The organism is Oceanobacillus jeddahensis (assembly GCF_000750635.1).
GTDB lineage: Bacteria > Bacillota > Bacilli > Bacillales > Amphibacillaceae > Oceanobacillus > Oceanobacillus jeddahense.
Genome location: NZ_CCDM010000008.1, coordinates 99,510 through 120,919, shown reverse-complemented (window position 1 = coordinate 120,919; position 21,410 = coordinate 99,510). Strand labels below are relative to the sequence as shown.

Genomic DNA, 21,410 nt, shown 5'->3' with positions numbered 1-21,410 from the left:
TAAATATGAGTTACATTTTGTAGAACAACTACTAAAATGGATGATTTAAGGGGTGAAGCAGTTGACAGGTCAACTAGTTCAGTATGGACGGCACCGCCAACGCAGGAGCTATGCACGTATTAATGAAGTGTTAGAATTACCTAACCTAATCGAAATCCAAACCGCTTCTTATGACTGGTTCTTAGAAGAAGGTTTAAGAGAGATGTTCCAGGACATTTCTCCAATTGAAGACTTTACAGGAAATCTATCACTTGAATTTGTGGATTATAGTTTGGGTGATCCGAAATATCCTGTAGATGAAGCAAAGGAAAGAGACGTGACATACAATGCTCCCCTTCGCGTGAAGGTTCGTTTAATTAATAATGAAACCGGAGAAGTAAAGGAACAAGAAGTATTTATGGGGGACTTCCCATTAATGACAGAAACAGGAACATTTATTATCAATGGGGCAGAGCGTGTTATTGTATCACAACTTGTCCGTTCGCCAAGCGTTTATTATAACGAAAAAATTGATAAAAATGGGAAACGTGGTATCGCAACAACGGTTATTCCAAACCGTGGTGCATGGTTAGAATTTGAAACGGACGCCAAAGATGTTGCTTATGTTCGTATTGACCGCACTCGTAAATTACCAATCACAGTTCTGTTAAGAGCTTTAGGGTTTGGAACAGATCAAGAGATTGTTGATTTATTAGGTGAGAATGAATATCTGCGAAACACATTAGAAAAAGACAATACAGAGAACGCTGAAAAAGCTCTTTTAGAAATCTATGAACGTCTACGTCCTGGTGAACCACCAACAGTAGATAACGCAAAGAGTCTATTAGTATCTCGTTTCTTTGATCCAAAGCGCTATGATTTAGCGCATGTGGGCCGCTATAAAATGAATAAAAAGCTCCATATCAAGAATCGTTTATTCAATCAAGTGCTTGCAGAGCCTGTTGTAGATTCTGAAACCGGAGAAGTCATTGCTAATAAAGGCGATCGTTTGGAAAGAAAATTATTAGATAAGATTCTTCCATATCTTGTGCGTGAAGAAGATCGCTTCGGTGATAAAACTATTACGCCACATGATGGAGTTTTAGAAGAAGAAATTACAATACAATCTGTGAAAATTCTTGATCCAACAGATCCAAATGGAGAGCGGGAATTAACGGTTATCGGAAATGGAGAAGTAACTAAAGAAATTAAAAATATCACACCAGCTGATATCTTAGCTTCTATCAGTTATTTCTTTAACCTGCTACATCAGGTAGGGGATACAGATGATATTGATCATTTGGGTAATCGCCGTCTGCGTTCAGTAGGGGAGTTATTACAAAACCAATTCCGTATCGGATTATCCCGTATGGAACGTGTTGTGCGTGAGAGAATGTCTATTCAAGACACTTCCAGCGTAACACCTCAACAATTAATTAATATTCGTCCAGTTATTGCATCCATTAAAGAGTTCTTTGGTAGCTCGCAGTTATCACAGTTTATGGACCAAACTAATCCTTTGGGCGAATTAACGCATAAACGTCGTTTGTCCGCACTGGGACCGGGTGGTTTAACGCGTGAACGCGCTGGATTTGAAGTACGTGATGTTCACTACTCCCACTATGGCCGTATGTGTCCAATCGAGACACCAGAGGGACCGAACATCGGTTTAATTAACTCACTATCCAGTTATGCGCGAGTGAATAAATTTGGATTTATTGAATCGCCATATCGCCGTGTTGATCCTGAGACTGGTAAAGTAACGGGTACCATTGATTACCTGACTGCAGATGAACAAGATAATTACATCGTTGCACAGGCAAACTCGCCGTTAGATGATGATAATTTCTTCGTAAACAAGGAAGTAACTGCCCGTTTCCGTGAAGATAACATTATTGTTTCCCGTGATCGTATTGATTACATGGACGTATCACCAAAACAGGTTGTATCCGCTGCGACTGCATGTATTCCATTCTTGGAAAATGATGACTCCAACCGTGCACTGATGGGAGCGAACATGCAACGTCAGGCTGTTCCTTTGATGAATCCAAAATCACCAATCGTTGGAACAGGTATGGAATATGTTAATGGAAAAGACTCCGGAGCCGCTGTTATCTGCCATCACGATGGAATCGTCGAGCGCGTGGAAGCAAAAACCGTTTGGATACGCCGTATTTCAGAAGTAGATGGCAAAGAAGTAGAAGGTGACTTGGATCGTTACGGTTTACAAAAATATAAACGTTCGAACCAAGGAACTTGCTATAATCAGCGTCCGATTGTTGCAGAAGGAGAGCGTGTAACAAAAGGAGAAGTTCTTGCGGACGGTCCTTCAATGGAAGATGGCGAATTGGCATTAGGCCAAAACGTACTTGTAGGATTTATGACCTGGGAAGGTTATAACTACGAGGATGCCATCATTATGAGTGAACGTCTTGTAAAAGATGATGTATATACTTCTATTCATATTGAAGAATTTGAATCAGAATCGCGTGATACCAAGCTTGGACCGGAAGAAATCACGAGAGACATTCCTAACGTCGGGGAAGACGCGCTTAAAAACCTTGATGAACAAGGAATTATCCGTATTGGTGCAGAAGTAACGGACAGTGATATTCTTGTCGGGAAAGTAACACCAAAAGGAATGACGGAGCTTTCAGCGGAAGAACGCTTATTACATGCAATCTTTGGCGAAAAAGCACGTGAAGTAAGAGATACTTCCTTACGTGTTCCTCACGGCGGAGACGGAATCGTCTTAGATGTGAAAATCTTTAATCGTGAAGATGGCGATGAGTTACCACCAGGTGTGAATCAGCTTGTTCGTGTTTATATCGTTCAAAAACGTAAAATTCACGAAGGAGATAAAATGGCAGGTCGTCACGGTAACAAAGGGGTTATCTCCAAAATTTTACCGGAAGAGGATATGCCATTCCTGCCGGACGGTACACCAATCGACATTATGTTGAACCCGTTAGGGGTACCATCACGTATGAATATCGGACAGGTGTTTGAGCTGCATTTAGGAATGGCTGCCAGACAGCTTGGACTGCATGTAGCAAGCCCGGTATTTGATGGAGCAACAGAAGAAGATGTTTGGGAAACACTTGAGGAAGCGGGTATGCCAAGGGATGCGAAAACCGTCCTTTATGATGGACGTACCGGAGAAGCTTTTGACAACCGTATATCTGTAGGTGTCATGTATATGATTAAACTTGCACACATGGTTGATGATAAGCTGCACGCCCGTTCAACTGGGCCATATTCTCTTGTAACGCAACAACCACTTGGTGGTAAAGCACAATTTGGAGGACAGCGTTTTGGTGAGATGGAGGTTTGGGCATTAGAAGCTTACGGTGCGGCATACACCCTTCAGGAAATCTTAACGGTTAAATCAGATGATACCGTTGGACGTGTGAAGACGTATGAAGCTATTGTAAAAGGTGATAATGCACCAGAACCAGGCGTTCCTGAGTCGTTTAAAGTACTCATTAAAGAGCTTCAAAGTCTTGGTATGGACGTGAAGATGCTTTCTAGTACAGAAGATGAGATTGATATGCGTGAACTAGAGGATGAGGAAGGTCAAACGTCAACGAAGCTTAATATCGAAGTGGAAGAACCACTAAATCAATAAAATTTGTGCAGTAATGATTGGAGCTTCTTAGCGTGTTAGATTAATTTCTACGTTGGCTACATGATGTGGCTGACGTAGAAATATCTCTCTACAGAATCATTCATTCTGCGCTTCCTATAAAAATTCGTTTTAAGAAATCCCAGACTTTCGCCAAGACATGACGATAAGCCAGGTTTTCTCAAACTTTCTTAACTTGTAAAAGGGAGGATTGCCCCTTGTTGGATGTAAATAATTTTGAGTACATGAAAATAGGGCTTGCTTCACCAGAAAAGATTCGTTCTTGGTCTTACGGTGAAGTAAAAAAACCAGAAACAATTAACTATCGTACGTTAAAGCCGGAAAAAGATGGTTTATTCTGTGAGCGTATCTTTGGGCCACAGAAGGATTGGGAATGTCACTGTGGTAAATATAAACGTGTTCGTTACAAAGGTGTTGTCTGTGACCGTTGTGGCGTAGAAGTGACAAAAGCTAAAGTACGTCGTGAACGTATGGGGCATATTGAACTTGCAGCTCCTGTATCACACATTTGGTACTTTAAAGGTATTCCCAGCCGTATGGGATTAGTATTAGATATGTCTCCTCGTGCCTTAGAGGAAGTTATCTATTTTGCAGCATATATCGTAACGGATCCAGGAAGCACACCTCTTGAGAAGAAACAATTGCTTTCTGAGAAAGAATTCCGCTCTTATTATGATAAATATGGCAATAACTTCAAAGCTCAAATGGGAGCAGAAGCTATTCGCAAATTATTGCAAGATCTTGATTTAGAAAAAGAAGTTGATACGTTACGTGAAGAGCTGAAAACAGCACATGGTCAACGACGTACTCGTGCAATCAAGCGTTTAGAAGTAATGGAAGCATTCCGTAACTCTGGAAACGAATCAAGCTGGATGATTTTAGATGTTCTTCCAGTGATCCCTCCAGAAATCCGTCCAATGGTTCAATTAGACGGTGGACGTTTTGCTACTTCTGATTTAAATGACCTTTATCGTCGTGTGATCAACCGTAACAATCGTTTAAAACGTCTACTTGATTTAGGTGCCCCAAGCATTATCGTTCAAAACGAAAAACGTATGCTTCAGGAAGCAGTAGATGCTTTAATTGACAATGGTCGTCGTGGCCGTCCAGTTACAGGACCAGGTAACCGTCCGTTGAAATCTCTTTCTCATATGCTGAAAGGGAAGCAAGGTCGTTTCCGTCAAAACTTACTAGGTAAACGTGTTGACTATTCTGGTCGTTCTGTTATCGTCGTTGGACCACATTTGAAAATGTATCAATGTGGTTTGCCAAGAGAAATGGCGCTAGAATTATTCAAACCGTTTATCATGAAAGAATTAGTATCTAGAGGTCTGGCGCACAACATTAAATCAGCGAAACGAAAAATTGAAAGAGTGCACCCTGACGTATGGGATGTCCTTGAAGATGTTATTAAAGAACATCCGGTACTTCTTAACCGTGCACCGACCCTTCACAGATTGGGTATTCAAGCATTTGAACCTACGCTGGTTGATGGTCGTGCAATCCGTCTACACCCGCTTGTATGTACAGCATATAACGCTGACTTTGACGGGGACCAAATGGCTGTACACGTTCCGCTTGGAGCAGAAGCACAGGCAGAAGCAAGAATCTTAATGTTAGCAGCACAAAACATTCTTAATCCTAAGGATGGAAAACCGGTTGTTACACCATCGCAAGATATGGTACTAGGAAACTACTACCTTACATTAGAGCGTGAAGGTGCAATTGGGGAAGGTTCTTACTTCAAAGATGCGAGCGAAGCATTAATTGCTTATCAAACTGGATACGCTCATCTGCATACACGTATTGCAGTTCAAGCATCCAGCTTAAATAATAAAACATTTACCGAAAAACAAAATAGCCAACTATTGTTAACCACTGTTGGAAAACTAATATTTAATGAAATTCTTCCAGATTCTTTCCCTTATATGAACGAACCTTCAAAAGGGAATTTAGAAGACAAAACACCAGAACACTATTTTGTTGAGCCTGGTACAGACATTAAAGAAGAAATTAAAAACCGTGAAGAGGTTAAGCCATTTAAGAAAGGCTTCTTAGGTGATATTATCGCTGAAGTATTTAAGCGATTCAAGATCACAGAAACCTCTAAAATGCTTGACCGGATGAAAGACTTAGGTTTCAGTTATTCTACAAAAGCCGGTATGACAGTTGGTATCTCTGATATCGTTGTACTTGCTGAAAAGCAAGGTATCTTAGACGATGCGCAAGCTAAAGTAGATAAAGTATTAAAACAGTTCCGTCGTGGTTTGATTACAGAGGAAGAGCGTTACGATCGTGTAATTGCTATCTGGTCAGAATCAAAAGACGTTATTCAAGATCGCTTGATGGGATCATTGAGCAACCGGAACCCAATCTATATGATGAGTGATTCCGGAGCCCGTGGTAACGCATCAAACTTCACCCAGCTTGCTGGTATGCGTGGATTGATGGCCGATCCATCCGGTAAGATCATTGAAATTCCAATTAAATCAAGTTTCCGTGAAGGCCTGACTGTAATGGAATACTTTATTTCTACGCACGGAGCCCGTAAAGGTCTTGCTGATACAGCACTGAAAACAGCTGACTCAGGTTACTTGACACGCCGTCTTGTAGACGTTGCACAGGATGTTATCATTCGTGAAGATGATTGTGGAACAGACCGTGGCTTGAAAGTTGCTGCGCTTGTTGATGGTTCAGAAGTGATCGAACCGCTATTAGATCGTTTAATTGGTAGAACATCGTTCGAGAACGTGAAGCATCCTGAAACTGGCGAGGTCATCGTGGAGAAAAATGAACTTATTCATGAAGACCAAGCAAAAGCTATTGTTGAAGCTGGTATTGAAGAAGTAATCATCCGTACAGCCTTCACTTGTAACACAAAACATGGTGTATGTCAGAAATGTTATGGCCGCAATTTAGCTACTGGATCAGATGTTGAGGTTGGGGAAGCGGTAGGTATTATCGCAGCTCAATCTATCGGTGAGCCAGGTACACAGCTAACAATGCGTACCTTCCATACAGGTGGGGTAGCTGGAGACGATATTACCCAAGGTTTACCGCGTATCCAAGAGCTGTTCGAAGCTCGTAATCCGAAAGGGCAAGCGGTCATTACAGAAATTGCCGGTACCGTTCTTGAAATGAAAGAAGTGAAGGATAAACAAGAAATTGTTATCCAGGGCAATGTAGAACAACGCAGCTATGCTGTTCCTTACAACGCTCGTTTGAAAGTTCAAGAAGGAGATCAAGTGGAAGCTGGTCAAGAGCTTACAGAAGGTTCCGTTGATCCGAAAGAACTTCTTCGTGTGAAAGGTGTAGAAGGGGTTCAAGACTACTTGCTTAAAGAGGTACAACGTGTATATCGTATGCAAGGGGTAGAAATTGGAGACAAACACGTCGAAGTAATGGTTCGTCAAATGCTTCGTAAAATCCGTGTTGTATCTTCTGGAGATACAGAAGTATTACCAGGATCCCTGCTTGAATTACACCAATTCAAAGAAGCCAATCACAAAGTATTTAAAGAGAACGCTGAGCCTGCAACAGGACGTCCAGTATTACTTGGAATTACCAAAGCATCTCTTGAAACAGATTCCTTCTTATCAGCTGCATCCTTCCAAGAAACGACACGTGTCTTGACAGATGCCGCTATTAAAGGAAAACGTGATGAATTACTTGGCTTAAAAGAAAATGTTATTATTGGTAAGCTTGTTCCAGCAGGAACTGGAATGCCACAATATCGTACTTTAGAAGCTGAGCTTGATGTGCCTGAAACTGATGAAGAAGTTACAGATGAAGAGAGCACACAGAGAGTATAAATAATATGTTATTCAGAAGGGGGGGGGGTCCCCCCTTCTGATAATAATGTAATAAGTTATTTTGGAAGTCTATAAAAAAATACCATGAATATATTGACAAACAATATAGAGGGTGGTAATATATTCAAGGTGCTTCTGATTATGCTTATAAGCATATTTTTTGGAGTAATTCCTAATCGGAACTTCGGTTTAATTTAAACGATAATAACAAAAGCAATCTGATTATAAGGTGAATTGTTTTTCGCAAAGATTTGTGAGAGATTTTTTTATCACTAAAAATGAACCACCTGGATGTGTGGTATTACAAAAGATTGTTCTTTGATTACTAAAATCCTAATGGAGAGGAGGAAATATCATGCCAACAATTAATCAGTTAGTGCGTAAAGGCCGTGTGTCAAAGTCAAAAAAGTCTGACTCACCTGCACTTAATAGAGGATATAACAGCTTTAAAAAGAAAGTGACTAACGAGAATGCTCCCCAAAAACGTGGTGTATGCACTCGTGTAGGTACGTTAACTCCTAAGAAACCAAACTCTGCACTTCGTAAATATGCGCGTGTACGTTTGTCTAACAACATGGAGGTAACGGCATACATTCCTGGAATTGGTCACAACTTGCAAGAGCACAGTGTTGTTCTTATCCGTGGCGGTCGTGTAAAAGACTTACCAGGGGTACGTTACCACATCGTACGTGGAGCACTTGATACTGCTGGAGTAGAAGGCCGTATGCAAGGACGTTCTAAATACGGAACGAAAAAACCGAAACAAAAAAAATAAATAAATAATTATATAAAGGAAAGGAGGATGTACAATGCCTCGTAAAGGTCCAGTACCAAAGCGTGATGTTTTACCAGATCCGCTTTATAATTCAAAATTAGTTACACGCCTTATTAATCAAATTATGATTGATGGAAAGCGTGGTAAAGCACAAAAAATCCTTTATAATGCGTTCGAATTAGTTGCTGAAAGAAGCGGCCAAAACGCAATGGAAGTTTTTGAGCAAGCAATGAAAAATGTTATGCCAGTACTTGAAGTACGTGCTCGCCGTGTCGGTGGTTCAAACTATCAAGTACCAGTGGAGGTTCGTCCAGAACGTCGTCAAGCTTTAGGATTACGTTACATTGTTAACTACTCTCGCCTACGCGGAGAAAAAACAATGGAAGAACGTCTTGCTAATGAAATTCTTGATGCTTCTAATAACACAGGAGCTGCTGTTAAGAGAAGAGAAGATATGCATAAAATGGCAGAAGCGAACAAAGCATTCGCTCACTACCGTTGGTAATTTAAATCTAACAAACGCTTTCTATAGGAAGGAGAAGAATACATGGCTAGAGAGTTCTCCTTGGAAAAGACACGTAATATCGGTATTATGGCCCACATTGATGCGGGTAAAACTACTACTACTGAGCGTATTCTTTTCTATACAGGACGTATTCATAAAATTGGTGAAACCCATGAGGGTGCTTCACAAATGGACTGGATGGAACAAGAGCAAGAGCGTGGAATTACAATTACTTCTGCGGCAACAACTGCTTCTTGGGATAACCATCGTATAAACATCATTGATACACCTGGACACGTAGACTTCACAGTTGAAGTTGAACGTTCCCTTCGTGTACTTGATGGTGCGGTAACTGTACTTGATGCACAATCAGGTGTAGAACCACAAACGGAGACAGTATGGCGTCAAGCGACAACATACGGTGTTCCACGTATTGTTTTCATTAACAAAATGGATAAAACAGGTGCTGACTTCTTGTATTCAACAAATACATTAAAAGAGCGCCTTGGTGCAAACGCACATCCTATTCAGATGCCAATCGGTGCTGAAGATGAATTTAATGGAATTATTGATTTGATTAAGATGGAAGCCCATATCTATTTAGATGATTTAGGGCAAAAATCGGAAACAACTGAAATTCCTGCTGAGTTAAAAGACGAAGCGGAAGAGTTACGTGCTAACTTAATTGAAGCAGTATCTGAAACAGATGAAGAGCTTATGATGAAATATCTTGAAGGAGAAGAAATTTCTAACGACGAATTAACGACTGCTATTCGTCAAGCTACTTTAAATGTTGATTTCTACCCAGTACTTTGCGGTTCTGCTTTCAAAAACAAAGGTGTTCAGTTAATGCTGGATGCGGTTATTGACTATCTTCCTGCTCCAACAGATGTACCTCCAATTGAAGGTATCATCCCTGAAACAGAAGAGAAGGTAACACGCCCATCTACAGATGACGCACCGTTCTCTGCGTTAGCATTTAAAGTTATGACGGACCCTTATGTTGGTAAGTTAACGTTCTTCCGTGTGTACTCTGGTACACTTCACTCAGGGTCTTACGTAAGAAACTCTGTAAAAGGTAAACGTGAGCGTATTGGACGTATTCTGCAAATGCATGCAAACTCTCGTGAAGAGATTTCAATTGCATATGCTGGCGAAATCGCTGCAGCGGTTGGCCTAAAGGATACTTCAACAGGGGATACTCTATGTGATGAAAAAGATCTTGTTATTCTTGAGTCTATGGAATTCCCTGAGCCGGTTATCTCGGTAGCTATTGAACCGGAAACAAAAGCTGACCAAGATAAAATGGCAATTGCTCTTGCTAAACTTGCGGAAGAGGATCCAACTTTCCGTACAGAAACAAACGTCGAAACTGGACAAACGATCATCTCTGGTATGGGTGAGCTTCACTTAGATATCATTGTTGACCGTCTGAAACGTGAATTTAAAGTTGGTGCACAGGTTGGTGCTCCACAAGTTTCTTATAGAGAAACATTCCGTACTTCTGCTGAAGTAGAAGGTAAATTCGTACGTCAGTCTGGTGGACGCGGACAATTCGGTCACGTTTGGGTTAAATTTGAACCAAACGAAGAAGGTGCCGGATTTGAATTTGAAAACAAAATCGTTGGTGGTGTTGTTCCACGTGAATACATTCCAGCTGTTCAACAAGGTATTGAAGAGTCCATGGAAAACGGTGTTCTTGCTGGATACCCATTAATCGATGTGAAAGCTACACTATTTGATGGAAGCTATCACGATGTCGATTCCAATGAAATGGCGTTTAAAGTTGCTGCATCTATGGCGCTGAAAGCCGCTAAAAATAAATGTAACCCAGTTTTACTTGAACCAATGATGAGAGTAGAAGTTGTTGTTCCAGAAGAATACATGGGAGACATTATGGGTGATGTAACATCTCGTCGTGGACGCGTAGAAGGTATGGAAGCCCGCGGAACTGCTCAGGTAGTTAAAGCATTCGTACCACTTGCAGAAATGTTTGGTTATGCAACTGCTCTACGTTCAAACACACAAGGTCGTGGCGTGTATACCATGCACTTTGACCACTATGAAGAAACACCTAAAAGCATTACAGAAGAAATTATCAAGAAAAATGCAGGTCAATAATTGATTTTTTCTACAATCTAACGTATAACATTTAGTAAAGGCTAGGAAATTCTTACGGACTTTCCTAGCACAAAAAAATTGCTATATATTTAAGGAGGAACTATAAATGGCTAAAGAAAAATTCGACCGCTCGAAAAGTCACGTAAACATTGGAACAATTGGTCACGTTGACCACGGTAAAACAACTTTAACTGCTGCAATCACTACAGTAATGGCAAAAAGAAATGGTGATGGCACTGCAATGGCTTATGACCAAATTGATGGTGCTCCAGAAGAGAAAGAACGCGGAATTACAATCGCAACTTCTCACGTAGAGTACGAAACAGAAACTCGTCACTATGCACATGTTGACTGCCCAGGTCACGCTGACTATGTTAAAAACATGATCACTGGTGCTGCACAAATGGACGGAGCTATCCTTGTAGTATCTGCTGCAGATGGTCCAATGCCACAAACTCGTGAGCACATTCTATTATCTCGTAACGTTGGGGTACCTTCTATCGTTGTATTCCTTAACAAAACAGATATGGTAGACGATGAAGAGCTACTTGAATTAGTTGAAATGGAAGTTCGTGATCTATTAACAGAATACGATTTCCCTGGTGATGATGTACCAGTTATTGCAGGTTCTGCGCTTAAAGCACTTGAAGGCGATGCAGAGTATGAAGAGAAAATTGTTGAATTGATGGCTGCAGTTGATGAATATGTTCCAACTCCAGACCGTGACACTGACAAACCATTCATGATGCCAGTTGAGGATGTATTCTCTATCACTGGTCGTGGTACGGTTGCTACAGGTCGTGTTGAGCGTGGACAAGTTCGCGTTGGAGACGAAGTAGAAATCATCGGTATTAACGAAGAGTCTTCTAAAACAACTGTAACTGGAGTAGAAATGTTCCGTAAGCTTCTTGACTATGCTGAAGCTGGTGATAACATTGGTGCACTATTACGTGGTGTTTCCCGTGAAGATATCAACCGTGGGCAAGTACTAGCAAAGCCTGGTTCAATCACTCCACATACAAACTTCAAAGCTGAAGTTTATGTATTATCAAAAGATGAAGGTGGACGTCATACACCATTCTTCTCTAACTACCGTCCACAGTTCTACTTCCGTACTACGGATGTAACTGGAGTAATCCAACTTCCTGAAGGAACTGAAATGGTAATGCCTGGAGATAACATCGAAATGACTGTAGAACTTATTGCACCAATCGCGATTGAAGACGGAACTCGTTTCTCAATCCGTGAAGGTGGACGTACAGTTGGATCTGGCGTTGTATCTTCTATCCAAAAATAATAATTGTTTTAAAATAAAAAAGCAGCGTGACGACGCTGCTTTTTTTTGCGTTACGATGATCAGTATACAAGAAACCAAAAAGCTTCGATAAACCATCAGCTAGTTATCGAAGCTTTTTTTTACCAATTATATAGAGTGTTTCGGGTGTTCTGTTGCTATATGACGAAAACATTTATCCAAACCATTTAAAACAATAGAATGCGTTGTAAAGACATTTTGATTATTTTCTATTCCTTTAGATAGCATGTTGTTTGTAATACTAGTGGCGATAAAAGCGCATTCATCTGTACTAACTAATTGATCATGGGAAAGTGGCTCTTGTGGATTAGATATTCCCATTGATATGCAACGGCTGCGCTGTTCATCCGTTTTTGGAAGTAATCTTGCCTGCATTTCTCCACCTAAGCTTTTTACACCAACAGCAGCAAGAACTCCCTCTGGAGCTCCACCTACGCCAATAAATAAGTCTACATTAACACGATGGATACAAGTTGCTATTGCAGGGATGATATCCCCTTCTTCAAACAGTTCCGTTCTAACACCTAAAGCATGCGCTTCCTCTACCCAATCGTTATGTCTTTCCCGGTCTTGTACAATCATTTTTAATTCTTGCATCTTTTTACCTTTTGCTTCTGCAATAATACGTAAATTCTTCTCAAGTGAAAAATCAATATTAATTTTACCAGCTGCTTCTGGTCCTGTTACAATCTTTTCCATATACATATCCGGGGCATGAAGTAATGTTCCTTTATTTGCAACAGCAATAACCGCAATCGCATTATTTTTTCCTTTAGAGGTAGAAGTAGTTCCATCAATTGGATCGACAGCTAAATCAACACCTACACCGTTTCCAGTTCCTACTTTTTCGCCGATAAATAACATTGGAGCCTCATCCATTTCACCCTCGCCAATAACTACTTCACCATCCATAGGTATTTTATTTAGTAGCGTACGCATTGAATTTGTGGCTGCCTGATCAGCTTCTATTTTATTTCCTGTACCAATCCATGGGTATGTTGCAATTGCTGCTGCTTCCGTAACGTGTAGAAACTCTTGAATGAACTGATTCATATCTACCATCTCCCTAAGAAATTTATTCTTTCTTAAATATGAACTAAATGAATATCTACATTTATAGTAATATAATTTTCGTTTTATATCAATATTTTTTATTTATTTTTATTTATTATTTTTAATTTTTATTTGCGAATAAAGGAGACAGGACCAGGCAGGCGCAAGCTTAGAAAATTTAATGATAACTGTCAGGGGTTGTGAACGAGTAAAAAGGGTATAAGATAAGAAACTTGTGGAAAGACTGTTATTCCACTGCTTTAATGGCTATGAAACGTTTATATGGTCGGGTCGCAGTCTGTGGACTCTGCAGTTCAATCGATTTTACCTGAGGAAGAAAACGGGAAAGAGAAGTCGCGTCAATTGAATTAAAATCCAGGAAAGGAAAAACAACTATAAGATTGATGAACATTTTCGTGAAAATACAACTAAGGTGAAGCTGACCGGATTAAGCATTTTATTTAAACAGGATAGAGTTTTTTCAGAAGGGGATGATAGTGCTGTCAATGATGGCGCAGGATTGGTTTTGCAGCAGTAGAAGTCTAATGGGAATAAGTATGATGTCCCGGACTATTAAAAGGGGAGAGGAATTACAGTCCTTCACCCGATCCAGACATTGATCCGGAATCATTTCATCGAATTACATCCTTATCATTGGAAGGACTGGATGGAATGCAGCATAATAATGTTGTTTTAACACGGTTTACTATTAAAGAAATGTTCGTGGCATTATAGGATTCTGTGTCATGATTCTGTTGTTTAGTTTTATTCCAATTGCTATCGGCTTTTTACTATTATAATAGATATTCTGTATACTGCTATAGAAAGAAAAGGCGGATCGGCTGATGCCGCTAATTTTTTGGCGGATATTCGTAATCCACTAAAATGAGAAAGATGGAATTTCATCTATTATATAAGGAAATAAAAAAACTTTTAAAATAAGCTTGCAATCATGCCGGATGCTATGTATAATATAAAAATGTGCAAACTTATAGATGGTTATGTATAAGCTTGCTATGGCACAACTTTTCTGATAGAATAAAGAAGTTGGTCACTTAACGCGATGATGCGGAAGGTTGTTGGCACACCCGGCCCCTTTGCCATGGCGGCGTGCTAAGAAATTTTCGCTGAGAATGTCTATAACAATATAGGCGAGAAGGAGGGAAAATGATGGCAAAAGAGAAAATCAGAATTCGTTTAAAAGCATACGATCACCGTATTTTAGATCAGTCTGCTGAAAAGATTGTGGATACTGCAAAACGTTCTGGAGCGAAAGTGTCCGGTCCAATTCCACTACCGACTGAGAGATCTGTTTATACAGTTCTTCGTGCGGTTCATAAGTACAAAGATGCTCGTGAACAATTCGAAATGCGTACACACAAGCGTTTGATCGATATTCTTGAGCCTACACCAAAAACGGTTGATGCGCTTATGCGTTTAGATCTACCATCCGGTGTAGACATTGAAATTAAATTATAATTTGTTTTAAATACAGGAGGTGTAACGGATGACGAAAGGAATCTTAGGTCGTAAAATCGGCATGACTCAGCTTTTCTCTGAAAATGGAGAACTTGTACCAGTAACAGTCGTTCAAGCTGAGGCAAATGTTGTGTTGCAAAAGAAAACATTAGAAAATGATGGTTACGAAGCGTTGCAAATCGGTTTTGCTGATAAAAAGGAATCACGTACAAATAAAGCGGAAAAAGGTCATGCTGAGAAAGCAGGCACTGCCCCTAAGCGCTACGTTCGTGAAATCCGTGGCGCAGAGGCTGGCGATTACGAAGTTGGCCAAGAAATCAAAGTTGATATCTTTGAAGCTGGAGAAAAAATTGATGTGACAGGAACATCTAAAGGTAAAGGATTCCAAGGCGCTATCAAGCGTCACAATCAACAACGCGGACCAAAAACACACGGATCTCATTTCCATAGAGCTCCAGGTGCGATGGGAGAAATTAATTCCATGCGTGTTTTCAAAGGTCATAATTTGCCAGGTCACATGGGTTCGGAGCAAGTAACCATTCAAAACCTGGAAGTAGTTAGTGTAGATGCTGAAAAGAATTTATTACTAATTAAAGGGAATATTCCTGGCGCGAAAAAATCTTATGTAAAAATTACTAGTGCAGTAAAAGGTAACTAATCACATAAACGAAGGGAGGATATGTCATGCCTAAAGTAGCACTTTTAAAACAGGATGGAAGTAATGTTGGAGAAATCGAATTAAACGACGCTGTTTTTGGTATTGAGCCAAACACACATGTGCTTCATCAAGCGGTTGTTATGCAACGTGCATCTTTACGTCAAGGTACACATGATGTGAAAAATCGTTCTGAAGTTCGTGGTGGAGGACGCAAACCATGGCGCCAAAAAGGAACTGGCCGCGCACGTCAAGGGTCTATCCGTTCACCACAATGGGTTGGCGGCGGAACTGTTTTCGGGCCGACTCCACGTAGCTATAGCTACAAACTACCAAAGAAAGTTCGTCGCTTAGCGTTGAAGTCTGCATTATCTTCTAAAGTGAATGAAGAAGGCTTGTTTGTTTTAGAAGCAATCACAATCGATGCTCCAAAAACAAAAGAAGTTGTAAACATCCTTAACGGACTTAAAGTTGAAGAGAAAGCACTAATCGTTCTTTCTGAGAAAAACGAAACAATTGCCCGTTCTGCTAACAACTTACAAAACGTAAAGGTATTAACTGTAGAAGAATTGAATGTACTTGACTTGCTTACGCATGACAAGCTGATCATCACAAAAGATGCAGCTGAAAAAGCAGGGGAGGTGCTCGCATAATGAAAGATCTACGCGATGTAATTAAACGCCCTGTCATTACAGAGAGTTCTGCTGACTTAATGGCAGAGAAGAAATACACATTTGAAGTAGCTACAAAAGCTAATAGAACAGAAATCAAAGATGCTGTAGAAACCATCTTTGGTGTCAAAGTAGAAAAAGTAAACACAATGAACCTTAAAGGTAAATTTAAGCGAATGGGCCGTTACGGTGGATATCGCCCAGACCGCAAAAAAGCTATCGTTCAACTAACAGAGGATAGCAAAGAACTAGATTTCTTTGAGGCTTAATTAGAGGAATAAATATAATCCAAACTAGAAGGAGGGACAACGATGGCGATTAAAAAGTATAAACCAACCTCAAATGGTAGACGTAATATGTCTGGTTCAGATTTTGCAGAAATCACTACGAATACCCCTGAGAAATCCCTTTTAGCTCCATTATCTAAACGTGGTGGACGTAATAACCAAGGGAAATTAACGGTTCGTCATCATGGCGGCGGTCATAAGCGCCAATATCGTATTATCGACTTCAAGCGCGATAAAGATGGTGTGCCAGGACGCGTTGCTACAATCGAATACGATCCTAACCGTTCAGCAAACATTGCACTAATTCATTATGCTGACGGGGAGAAACGTTATATCCTTGCTCCGAAAAACGTAAAAGTAGGGCAAGTCATTGAATCTGGTGAAAATGCAGATATTAAAGTAGGTAATGCATTACCACTAGGAAGCATTCCAGTAGGTACCATTATCCATAATATTGAGTTAAAACCAGGACGTGGAGGACAATTAGCCCGTTCTGCTGGAGCAGAGGCTCAAATCCTTGGACGTGAAGAAAAATATACACTTGTACGTCTTGCTTCTGGAGAAGTTCGTTTAATCTTAACAACTTGCCGTGCTACAATTGGTCAGGTAGGTAATATTGAACATGAACTTATCCGTGTAGGTAAAGCTGGTCGTTCTCGTTGGCAAGGTAAACGCCCAACTGTTCGTGGTTCTGTAATGAACCCTAATGATCACCCACATGGTGGTGGTGAAGGACGTGCACCAATTGGCCGTAAATCACCAATGTCACCTTGGGGCAAACCAACACTTGGTTACAAAACGCGTAAACGCAATAAACCATCTGATAAGTATATTGTTCGTAAACGTAAAAAATAAACGGAAGAATGGGCGGGCTAAACCACCCGTCTCTAATCCCTGGAAGGAGGCTTATCCATGGGTCGTAGCTTGAAAAAAGGACCTTTTGCCGATGACCATCTAATGAAGAAAATTGAAGTGTTAAACACAGAAGATAAGAAGCAAGTAGTAAAAACTTGGTCTCGTCGCTCTACAATTTTCCCGCAATTCGTTGGTCATACAGTTGCAGTATATGATGGACGTAAGCATGTACCAGTATATATCACTGAAGATATGGTCGGTCATAAATTAGGTGAATTCGCACCAACTCGTACGTACAGAGGACACGCTGGTGACGATAAAAAAACAAGACGCTAATGAGAGGAGGTACTAGGCATGCAAGCTAAAGCCGTTGCGAAAACAGTTCGTATTGCTCCTCGTAAGGTTCGTTTAGTTGTAGATCTAATTCGAGGAAAAGAGGTTGGCGAAGCAATCGCTATATTAAAACATACACAGCGCGGAGCTTCTCCAGTCGTAGAAAAAGTATTAAATTCTGCTGTTGCTAACGCAGAGCATAACTATGAAATGGACGCAGATAATTTAGTAGTATCTGAAGCTTTCGTTAATGAAGGTGCTACTTTGAAACGTTTCCGTGCGCGTGCACAAGGACGTGCAAGCAGAATCAATAAACGTACTAGCCACATTACAGTTGTGGTAACTGAAAAGAAGGAGGGATAGTCAGTGGGTCAAAAAGTAAATCCAACAGGTCTTCGCGTAGGAGTCATTAAAGACTGGGAGTCTAAATGGTACGCTGGGAAAGACTATGCAGACTTACTACATGAAGATATTAAAATTAGAGAATATCTTGAAGGACGTCTTAAAACGGCTGCTGTTTCTTCTATTGAAATTGAACGTGCAGCAAACCGTGTAAACATTACGATTCACACTGGTAAGCCAGGAATGGTAATTGGTAAAGGCGGATCTGAAGTTGAAGCTTTACGTAAATCTTTAAACAACTTAACTGGCAAACGTGTTCACATCAATATCGTTGAAATCAAAAAAGTAGATCTTGATGCTACACTTGTTGCTGACAATATTGCTCGTCAATTAGAAAACCGTATTTCATTCCGTCGTGCTCAAAAGCAAGCTATCCAACGTGCGATGCGTGCTGGAGCAAAAGGAATTAAAACACAAGTATCTGGACGCTTAGGCGGTGCGGACATCGCTCGTGCAGAACATTATAGTGAAGGAACAGTGCCACTTCATACTTTACGTGCTGACATTGACTATGGTACAGCAGAAGCTGATACTACTTATGGTAAATTAGGTGTTAAAGTATGGATTTATCGTGGAGAAGTCCTTCCAACGAAAACCGACAAATAAGGGAGGGGGCTCATTACTATGTTAATGCCTAAACGTGTTAAATATCGTAGACAACATCGTGGTAAAATGAGAGGCCAAGCAAAAGGCGGTACATCCGTTTCTTTCGGAGAATATGGTTTACAGGCTGTTGAGGCTTCTTGGATTACAAGCCGTCAGATCGAGGCAGCGCGTATTGCAATGACTCGTTACATGAAGCGTGGCGGTAAAGTTTGGATCAAAATCTTTCCAGATAAACCTTACACTGCAAAGCCTTTAGAAGTTCGAATGGGTTCCGGTAAAGGTGCTCCAGAAGGATGGGTAGCAGTCGTAAAACCTGGTAAAATTATGTTTGAAATTGCAGGTGTATCTGAAGAGGTAGCTCGTGAAGCACTGCGCCTTGCAGCTCATAAATTACCTATTAAAACGAAATTCGTAAAACGTGAAGAAATTGGTGGTGAAAGCAATGAAGGCTAAAGAAATTAGAGATTTAACCACTGCCGAAATTGAACAAAATGTAAAAACATTAAAAGAAGAGTTATTTAATTTACGTTTCCAATTAGCTACAGGTCAATTGGAAAACACTGCACGTATCCGTGAAGTACGTAAATCCATCGCTCGTCTTAAAACTGTTGTTCGCCAGCGCGAACTAAGTGCAAATAACTAAAGATTCCAGAGGGGAGGTTAACCTCAATGTCTGAACGTAATGATCGTAAAGTTTATACTGGTCGTGTTGTATCCGACAAAATGGATAAAACTATTACAGTTTTAGTTGAAACTTACAAGTTCCATAAGCTTTATGGAAAACGTGTTAAGTATTCTAAGAAATTCAAAACACATGATGAAAACAATGTTGCAAAAACAGGTGATGTTGTACGTATCATGGAAACTCGCCCGCTATCAGCTACCAAACGTTTCCGTTTAGTAGAAGTAGTAGAAGAAGCGGTAATTATTTAATAAAGTTCGCTCGGAAGGTATCCGAAGGGAGGTCACAGTGTTATGATTCAACAAGAAACTCGTTTGAAGGTTGCAGATAACTCTGGTGCTCGTGAAGTATTAACCATTAAAGTATTAGGCGGTTCCGGTCGTAAAACTGCCAACATTGGTGATGTAATTGTTTGTACGGTCAAACAAGCAACACCAGGGGGCGTTGTCAAAAAAGGTGACGTTGTAAAAGCAGTAATTGTACGCTCTAAATCTGGTGCTCGTCGTAAAGATGGTTCTTACATCCGTTTTGATGAAAATGCTGCCGTAATTATCCGTGATGATAAAAGTCCAAGAGGAACTCGTATCTTCGGACCTGTTGCACGTGAATTACGTGAGGCTCAATTCATGAAAATCGTATCTCTAGCTCCAGAAGTTTTATAAGAAGAAATTTCCTCATCAAGGAGGTGCGTAAAGCATGCATGTAAAAAAAGGTGATAAAGTCAAAGTGTTGTCCGGTAAAGACCGCGGTAAAGAAGGCACTGTATTAGAAGCGTTACCGAAGAAAGAGCGTGTATTAGTAGAAGGCGTGAACATGATCCAAAAACATGCGAAACCTTCTCAAGATAACCCGCAAGGCGGAATCTTGAATATCGAAGCTCCAATTCATGTTTCTAATGTACTGCCAATTGATCCGAAATCCGGAGAACCAACTCGTGTTGGCTATGAAATAAAAGATGGTAAAAAAATCCGTATTGCAAAAAAATCCGGTGAAGCATTAGATAATTAAGTTTTTCTGTGAAAGGAGGGCTAACGCATGAACGAATTAAAACAAAAATATAATGATGAAATCACTTCATCTTTAATGAATAAATTTAATTATGATTCCGTAATGGAAGTACCTAAAATAGAGAAAATCGTGATCAACATGGGTGTTGGTGACGCTGTACAGAATTCAAAGGCATTAGACAGTGCAGTTGAAGAATTAGCTTTAATTTCTGGTCAAAAACCATTAGTTACTCGTGCTAAGAAATCAATCGCAGGTTTCCGTCTTCGTGAAGGAATGCCAATTGGTGCTAAAGTTACTCTACGTGGAGAACGCATGTATGAGTTTCTTCAAAAACTGATTGCTGTATCTCTTCCACGTGTACGTGACTTTCGCGGTATTTCAAAAAAAGCATTTGATGGCCGTGGAAACTACACTTTAGGTGTAAAAGAACAGTTGATTTTCCCAGAAATTAATTACGATAAAGTAAATAAAGTCCGTGGTATGGATATTGTTATCGTAACAACTTCCAACACAGACGAAGAAGCTCGTGAACTTTTAGCTGGTCTAGGCATGCCTTTCCAAAAGTAAGCTAAAGGCTAATACAAGGAGGGAAAACGTTGGCTAAAAAATCTATGATAGCGAAACAAAAGCGCCCGCAAAAATATAAAGTACAAGAGTACACTCGTTGCGAACGCTGTGGTCGCCCGCATTCAGTAATTCGTAAATTTAAACTTTGCCGTATTTGTTTCCGTGAACTTGCCTATAAAGGTCAAATTCCTGGTGTCAAAAAAGCAAGTTGGTAATCCCCGATTCGGGAAGGAGGTAATTAGTAATGGTTATGACAGATCCAATTGCAGATATGCTTACTCGCATTCGTAATGCGAACATGGTTAAACATGAACAATTAGAGCTTCCTGCTTCTAAAATAAAAAAAGAGATCGCTGATATCCTGAAACGCGAAGGCTTTGTAAAGGATTATGAGCTAGTTGAAGATAACAAACAAGGTATACTACGTATCTTCTTAAAATACAGTGCAAGCGAAGATAGAGTTATTACTGGAATTAAACGTATTAGTAAACCAGGTTTACGCGTATATGCTAAAGCAGACGAAGTACCGCGTGTATTGAACGGTCTTGGCATTGCTATCGTATCCACTTCTAACGGAGTGCTTTCTGATAAAGAGGCACGTTCTCAAGCAGTTGGCGGCGAAGTATTAGCGTACGTTTGGTAATCACTATTTTTTATAG

The 21,410-nt window shown here is 40.3% G+C and carries 23 protein-coding genes; 22 read left to right on the top strand and 1 reads right to left on the bottom strand.

Annotated features, from left to right (window positions below; genetic code table 11):
- Positions 1–61: 61 nt before the first annotated feature.
- The 6 genes from rpoB to tuf all read left to right on the top strand — a co-directional run bounded on the left by rpoB (position 62) and on the right by tuf (position 12,135).
- The gene (rpoB, locus tag BN986_RS24205) at positions 62–3,607 is read left to right on the top strand and encodes a DNA-directed RNA polymerase subunit beta (RefSeq protein WP_040985111.1); all 3,546 of its coding nucleotides are present in this window, start codon (positions 62–64) and stop codon (positions 3,605–3,607) included.
- A gap of 215 nt (positions 3,608–3,822) precedes the next feature.
- Positions 3,823–7,437, top strand: a complete 3,615-nt coding sequence (gene rpoC / locus BN986_RS24200) for a DNA-directed RNA polymerase subunit beta' (RefSeq protein WP_040985109.1) — start codon at positions 3,823–3,825, stop codon at positions 7,435–7,437.
- 355 nt (positions 7,438–7,792) lie between these two features.
- Positions 7,793–8,212: a 30S ribosomal protein S12 gene (rpsL, locus tag BN986_RS24195; protein WP_040985107.1), complete on the top strand. Its 420-nt coding sequence runs from the start codon at positions 7,793–7,795 to the stop codon at positions 8,210–8,212.
- Positions 8,213–8,246: 34 nt separating this feature from the next.
- Positions 8,247–8,717 (top strand): 30S ribosomal protein S7, encoded by a 471-nt coding sequence (gene rpsG / locus BN986_RS24190; protein ID WP_040985105.1) that lies wholly within the window; start codon positions 8,247–8,249, stop codon positions 8,715–8,717.
- A 42-nt stretch (positions 8,718–8,759) separates the two neighbouring features.
- Positions 8,760–10,838: an elongation factor G gene (gene fusA, locus BN986_RS24185; RefSeq protein WP_040985103.1), complete on the top strand. Its 2,079-nt coding sequence runs from the start codon at positions 8,760–8,762 to the stop codon at positions 10,836–10,838.
- Positions 10,839–10,944: 106 nt separating this feature from the next.
- The gene (tuf, locus tag BN986_RS24180; protein WP_040985101.1) at positions 10,945–12,135 is read left to right on the top strand and encodes an elongation factor Tu; all 1,191 of its coding nucleotides are present in this window, start codon (positions 10,945–10,947) and stop codon (positions 12,133–12,135) included.
- A 126-nt stretch (positions 12,136–12,261) separates the two neighbouring features.
- Here the strand turns inward: tuf and glpX are convergent, their stop codons facing one another.
- A complete protein-coding gene (glpX, locus tag BN986_RS24175) occupies positions 12,262–13,206 on the bottom strand; it encodes a class II fructose-bisphosphatase (protein WP_040985099.1) in 945 nt (314 codons plus the stop codon).
- A 1,170-nt stretch (positions 13,207–14,376) separates the two neighbouring features.
- On the opposite strand from glpX, the gene rpsJ reads away from it, so the two are divergent.
- The 16 genes from rpsJ to rpsH are packed head-to-tail and all read left to right on the top strand — an operon-like array spanning position 14,377 to position 21,394.
- A complete protein-coding gene (rpsJ, locus tag BN986_RS24170) occupies positions 14,377–14,685 on the top strand; it encodes a 30S ribosomal protein S10 (RefSeq protein ID WP_040985097.1) in 309 nt (102 codons plus the stop codon).
- 28 nt (positions 14,686–14,713) lie between these two features.
- On the top strand, positions 14,714–15,343 hold the full coding sequence (rplC, locus tag BN986_RS24165) for a 50S ribosomal protein L3 (protein WP_040985095.1): 630 nt from the start codon (positions 14,714–14,716) through the stop codon (positions 15,341–15,343).
- 26 nt (positions 15,344–15,369) lie between these two features.
- Positions 15,370–15,993 (top strand): 50S ribosomal protein L4, encoded by a 624-nt coding sequence (gene rplD, locus BN986_RS24160; RefSeq protein WP_040985093.1) that lies wholly within the window; start codon positions 15,370–15,372, stop codon positions 15,991–15,993.
- Positions 15,993–16,280 carry a 50S ribosomal protein L23 gene (rplW, locus tag BN986_RS24155; RefSeq protein WP_040985091.1) on the top strand — a complete coding sequence of 96 codons (288 nt, stop codon included), beginning with the start codon at positions 15,993–15,995 and terminating at the stop codon, positions 16,278–16,280. The genes rplD and rplW overlap by 1 nt, the downstream gene beginning before the upstream one ends.
- A gap of 42 nt (positions 16,281–16,322) precedes the next feature.
- Positions 16,323–17,153, top strand: a complete 831-nt coding sequence (gene rplB / locus BN986_RS24150; protein WP_040985089.1) for a 50S ribosomal protein L2 — start codon at positions 16,323–16,325, stop codon at positions 17,151–17,153.
- Positions 17,154–17,210: 57 nt separating this feature from the next.
- Positions 17,211–17,489 carry a 30S ribosomal protein S19 gene (gene rpsS, locus BN986_RS24145; protein ID WP_040985087.1) on the top strand — a complete coding sequence of 93 codons (279 nt, stop codon included), beginning with the start codon at positions 17,211–17,213 and terminating at the stop codon, positions 17,487–17,489.
- An 18-nt stretch (positions 17,490–17,507) separates the two neighbouring features.
- On the top strand, positions 17,508–17,849 hold the full coding sequence (gene rplV / locus BN986_RS24140) for a 50S ribosomal protein L22 (RefSeq protein WP_040985085.1): 342 nt from the start codon (positions 17,508–17,510) through the stop codon (positions 17,847–17,849).
- A gap of 3 nt (positions 17,850–17,852) precedes the next feature.
- On the top strand, positions 17,853–18,494 hold the full coding sequence (gene rpsC, locus BN986_RS24135; RefSeq protein ID WP_040985083.1) for a 30S ribosomal protein S3: 642 nt from the start codon (positions 17,853–17,855) through the stop codon (positions 18,492–18,494).
- An 18-nt stretch (positions 18,495–18,512) separates the two neighbouring features.
- Entirely contained in the window at positions 18,513–18,947 is a 435-nt protein-coding gene (rplP, locus tag BN986_RS24130) for a 50S ribosomal protein L16 (protein WP_040985081.1), read from the top strand.
- Positions 18,937–19,137: a 50S ribosomal protein L29 gene (rpmC, locus tag BN986_RS24125; RefSeq protein ID WP_040985079.1), complete on the top strand. Its 201-nt coding sequence runs from the start codon at positions 18,937–18,939 to the stop codon at positions 19,135–19,137. The genes rplP and rpmC overlap by 11 nt, the downstream gene beginning before the upstream one ends.
- Positions 19,138–19,163: 26 nt before the next feature.
- Complete coding sequence (gene rpsQ / locus BN986_RS24120) at positions 19,164–19,427, top strand: 30S ribosomal protein S17 (RefSeq protein WP_040985077.1); 264 nt, start codon at positions 19,164–19,166, stop codon at positions 19,425–19,427.
- Positions 19,428–19,469: 42 nt separating this feature from the next.
- Positions 19,470–19,838 (top strand): 50S ribosomal protein L14, encoded by a 369-nt coding sequence (rplN, locus tag BN986_RS24115; RefSeq protein WP_040985075.1) that lies wholly within the window; start codon positions 19,470–19,472, stop codon positions 19,836–19,838.
- Between the two features lie 34 nt (positions 19,839–19,872).
- Complete coding sequence (gene rplX / locus BN986_RS24110; RefSeq protein ID WP_040985074.1) at positions 19,873–20,184, top strand: 50S ribosomal protein L24; 312 nt, start codon at positions 19,873–19,875, stop codon at positions 20,182–20,184.
- Positions 20,185–20,211: 27 nt separating this feature from the next.
- On the top strand, positions 20,212–20,751 hold the full coding sequence (rplE, locus tag BN986_RS24105; RefSeq protein WP_040985072.1) for a 50S ribosomal protein L5: 540 nt from the start codon (positions 20,212–20,214) through the stop codon (positions 20,749–20,751).
- A gap of 29 nt (positions 20,752–20,780) precedes the next feature.
- Positions 20,781–20,966, top strand: a complete 186-nt coding sequence (locus BN986_RS24100; protein ID WP_010652082.1) for a type Z 30S ribosomal protein S14 — start codon at positions 20,781–20,783, stop codon at positions 20,964–20,966.
- A gap of 29 nt (positions 20,967–20,995) precedes the next feature.
- Positions 20,996–21,394: a 30S ribosomal protein S8 gene (rpsH, locus tag BN986_RS24095; protein ID WP_040985064.1), complete on the top strand. Its 399-nt coding sequence runs from the start codon at positions 20,996–20,998 to the stop codon at positions 21,392–21,394.
- The last annotated feature ends 16 nt before the right edge of the window (positions 21,395–21,410 follow it).

Coding starts and splice junctions, on each gene's coding strand:
- rpsL (WP_040985107.1), top strand. CDS start 7,793: ATGCCAACAATTAATCAGTTAGTGCGTAAAGGCCGTGTGTCAAAGTCA.
- rpsG (WP_040985105.1), top strand. CDS start 8,247: ATGCCTCGTAAAGGTCCAGTACCAAAGCGTGATGTTTTACCAGATCCG.
- fusA (WP_040985103.1), top strand. CDS start 8,760: ATGGCTAGAGAGTTCTCCTTGGAAAAGACACGTAATATCGGTATTATG.
- tuf (WP_040985101.1), top strand. CDS start 10,945: ATGGCTAAAGAAAAATTCGACCGCTCGAAAAGTCACGTAAACATTGGA.
- glpX (WP_040985099.1), bottom strand. CDS start 13,206: ATGAATCAGTTCATTCAAGAGTTTCTACACGTTACGGAAGCAGCAGCA.
- rpsJ (WP_040985097.1), top strand. CDS start 14,377: ATGGCAAAAGAGAAAATCAGAATTCGTTTAAAAGCATACGATCACCGT.
- rplC (WP_040985095.1), top strand. CDS start 14,714: ATGACGAAAGGAATCTTAGGTCGTAAAATCGGCATGACTCAGCTTTTC.
- rplD (WP_040985093.1), top strand. CDS start 15,370: ATGCCTAAAGTAGCACTTTTAAAACAGGATGGAAGTAATGTTGGAGAA.
- rplW (WP_040985091.1), top strand. CDS start 15,993: ATGAAAGATCTACGCGATGTAATTAAACGCCCTGTCATTACAGAGAGT.
- rplB (WP_040985089.1), top strand. CDS start 16,323: ATGGCGATTAAAAAGTATAAACCAACCTCAAATGGTAGACGTAATATG.
- rpsS (WP_040985087.1), top strand. CDS start 17,211: ATGGGTCGTAGCTTGAAAAAAGGACCTTTTGCCGATGACCATCTAATG.
- rplV (WP_040985085.1), top strand. CDS start 17,508: ATGCAAGCTAAAGCCGTTGCGAAAACAGTTCGTATTGCTCCTCGTAAG.
- rplP (WP_040985081.1), top strand. CDS start 18,513: ATGTTAATGCCTAAACGTGTTAAATATCGTAGACAACATCGTGGTAAA.
- rpmC (WP_040985079.1), top strand. CDS start 18,937: ATGAAGGCTAAAGAAATTAGAGATTTAACCACTGCCGAAATTGAACAA.
- rpsQ (WP_040985077.1), top strand. CDS start 19,164: ATGTCTGAACGTAATGATCGTAAAGTTTATACTGGTCGTGTTGTATCC.
- rplN (WP_040985075.1), top strand. CDS start 19,470: ATGATTCAACAAGAAACTCGTTTGAAGGTTGCAGATAACTCTGGTGCT.
- rplX (WP_040985074.1), top strand. CDS start 19,873: ATGCATGTAAAAAAAGGTGATAAAGTCAAAGTGTTGTCCGGTAAAGAC.
- rplE (WP_040985072.1), top strand. CDS start 20,212: ATGAACGAATTAAAACAAAAATATAATGATGAAATCACTTCATCTTTA.
- rpsH (WP_040985064.1), top strand. CDS start 20,996: ATGGTTATGACAGATCCAATTGCAGATATGCTTACTCGCATTCGTAAT.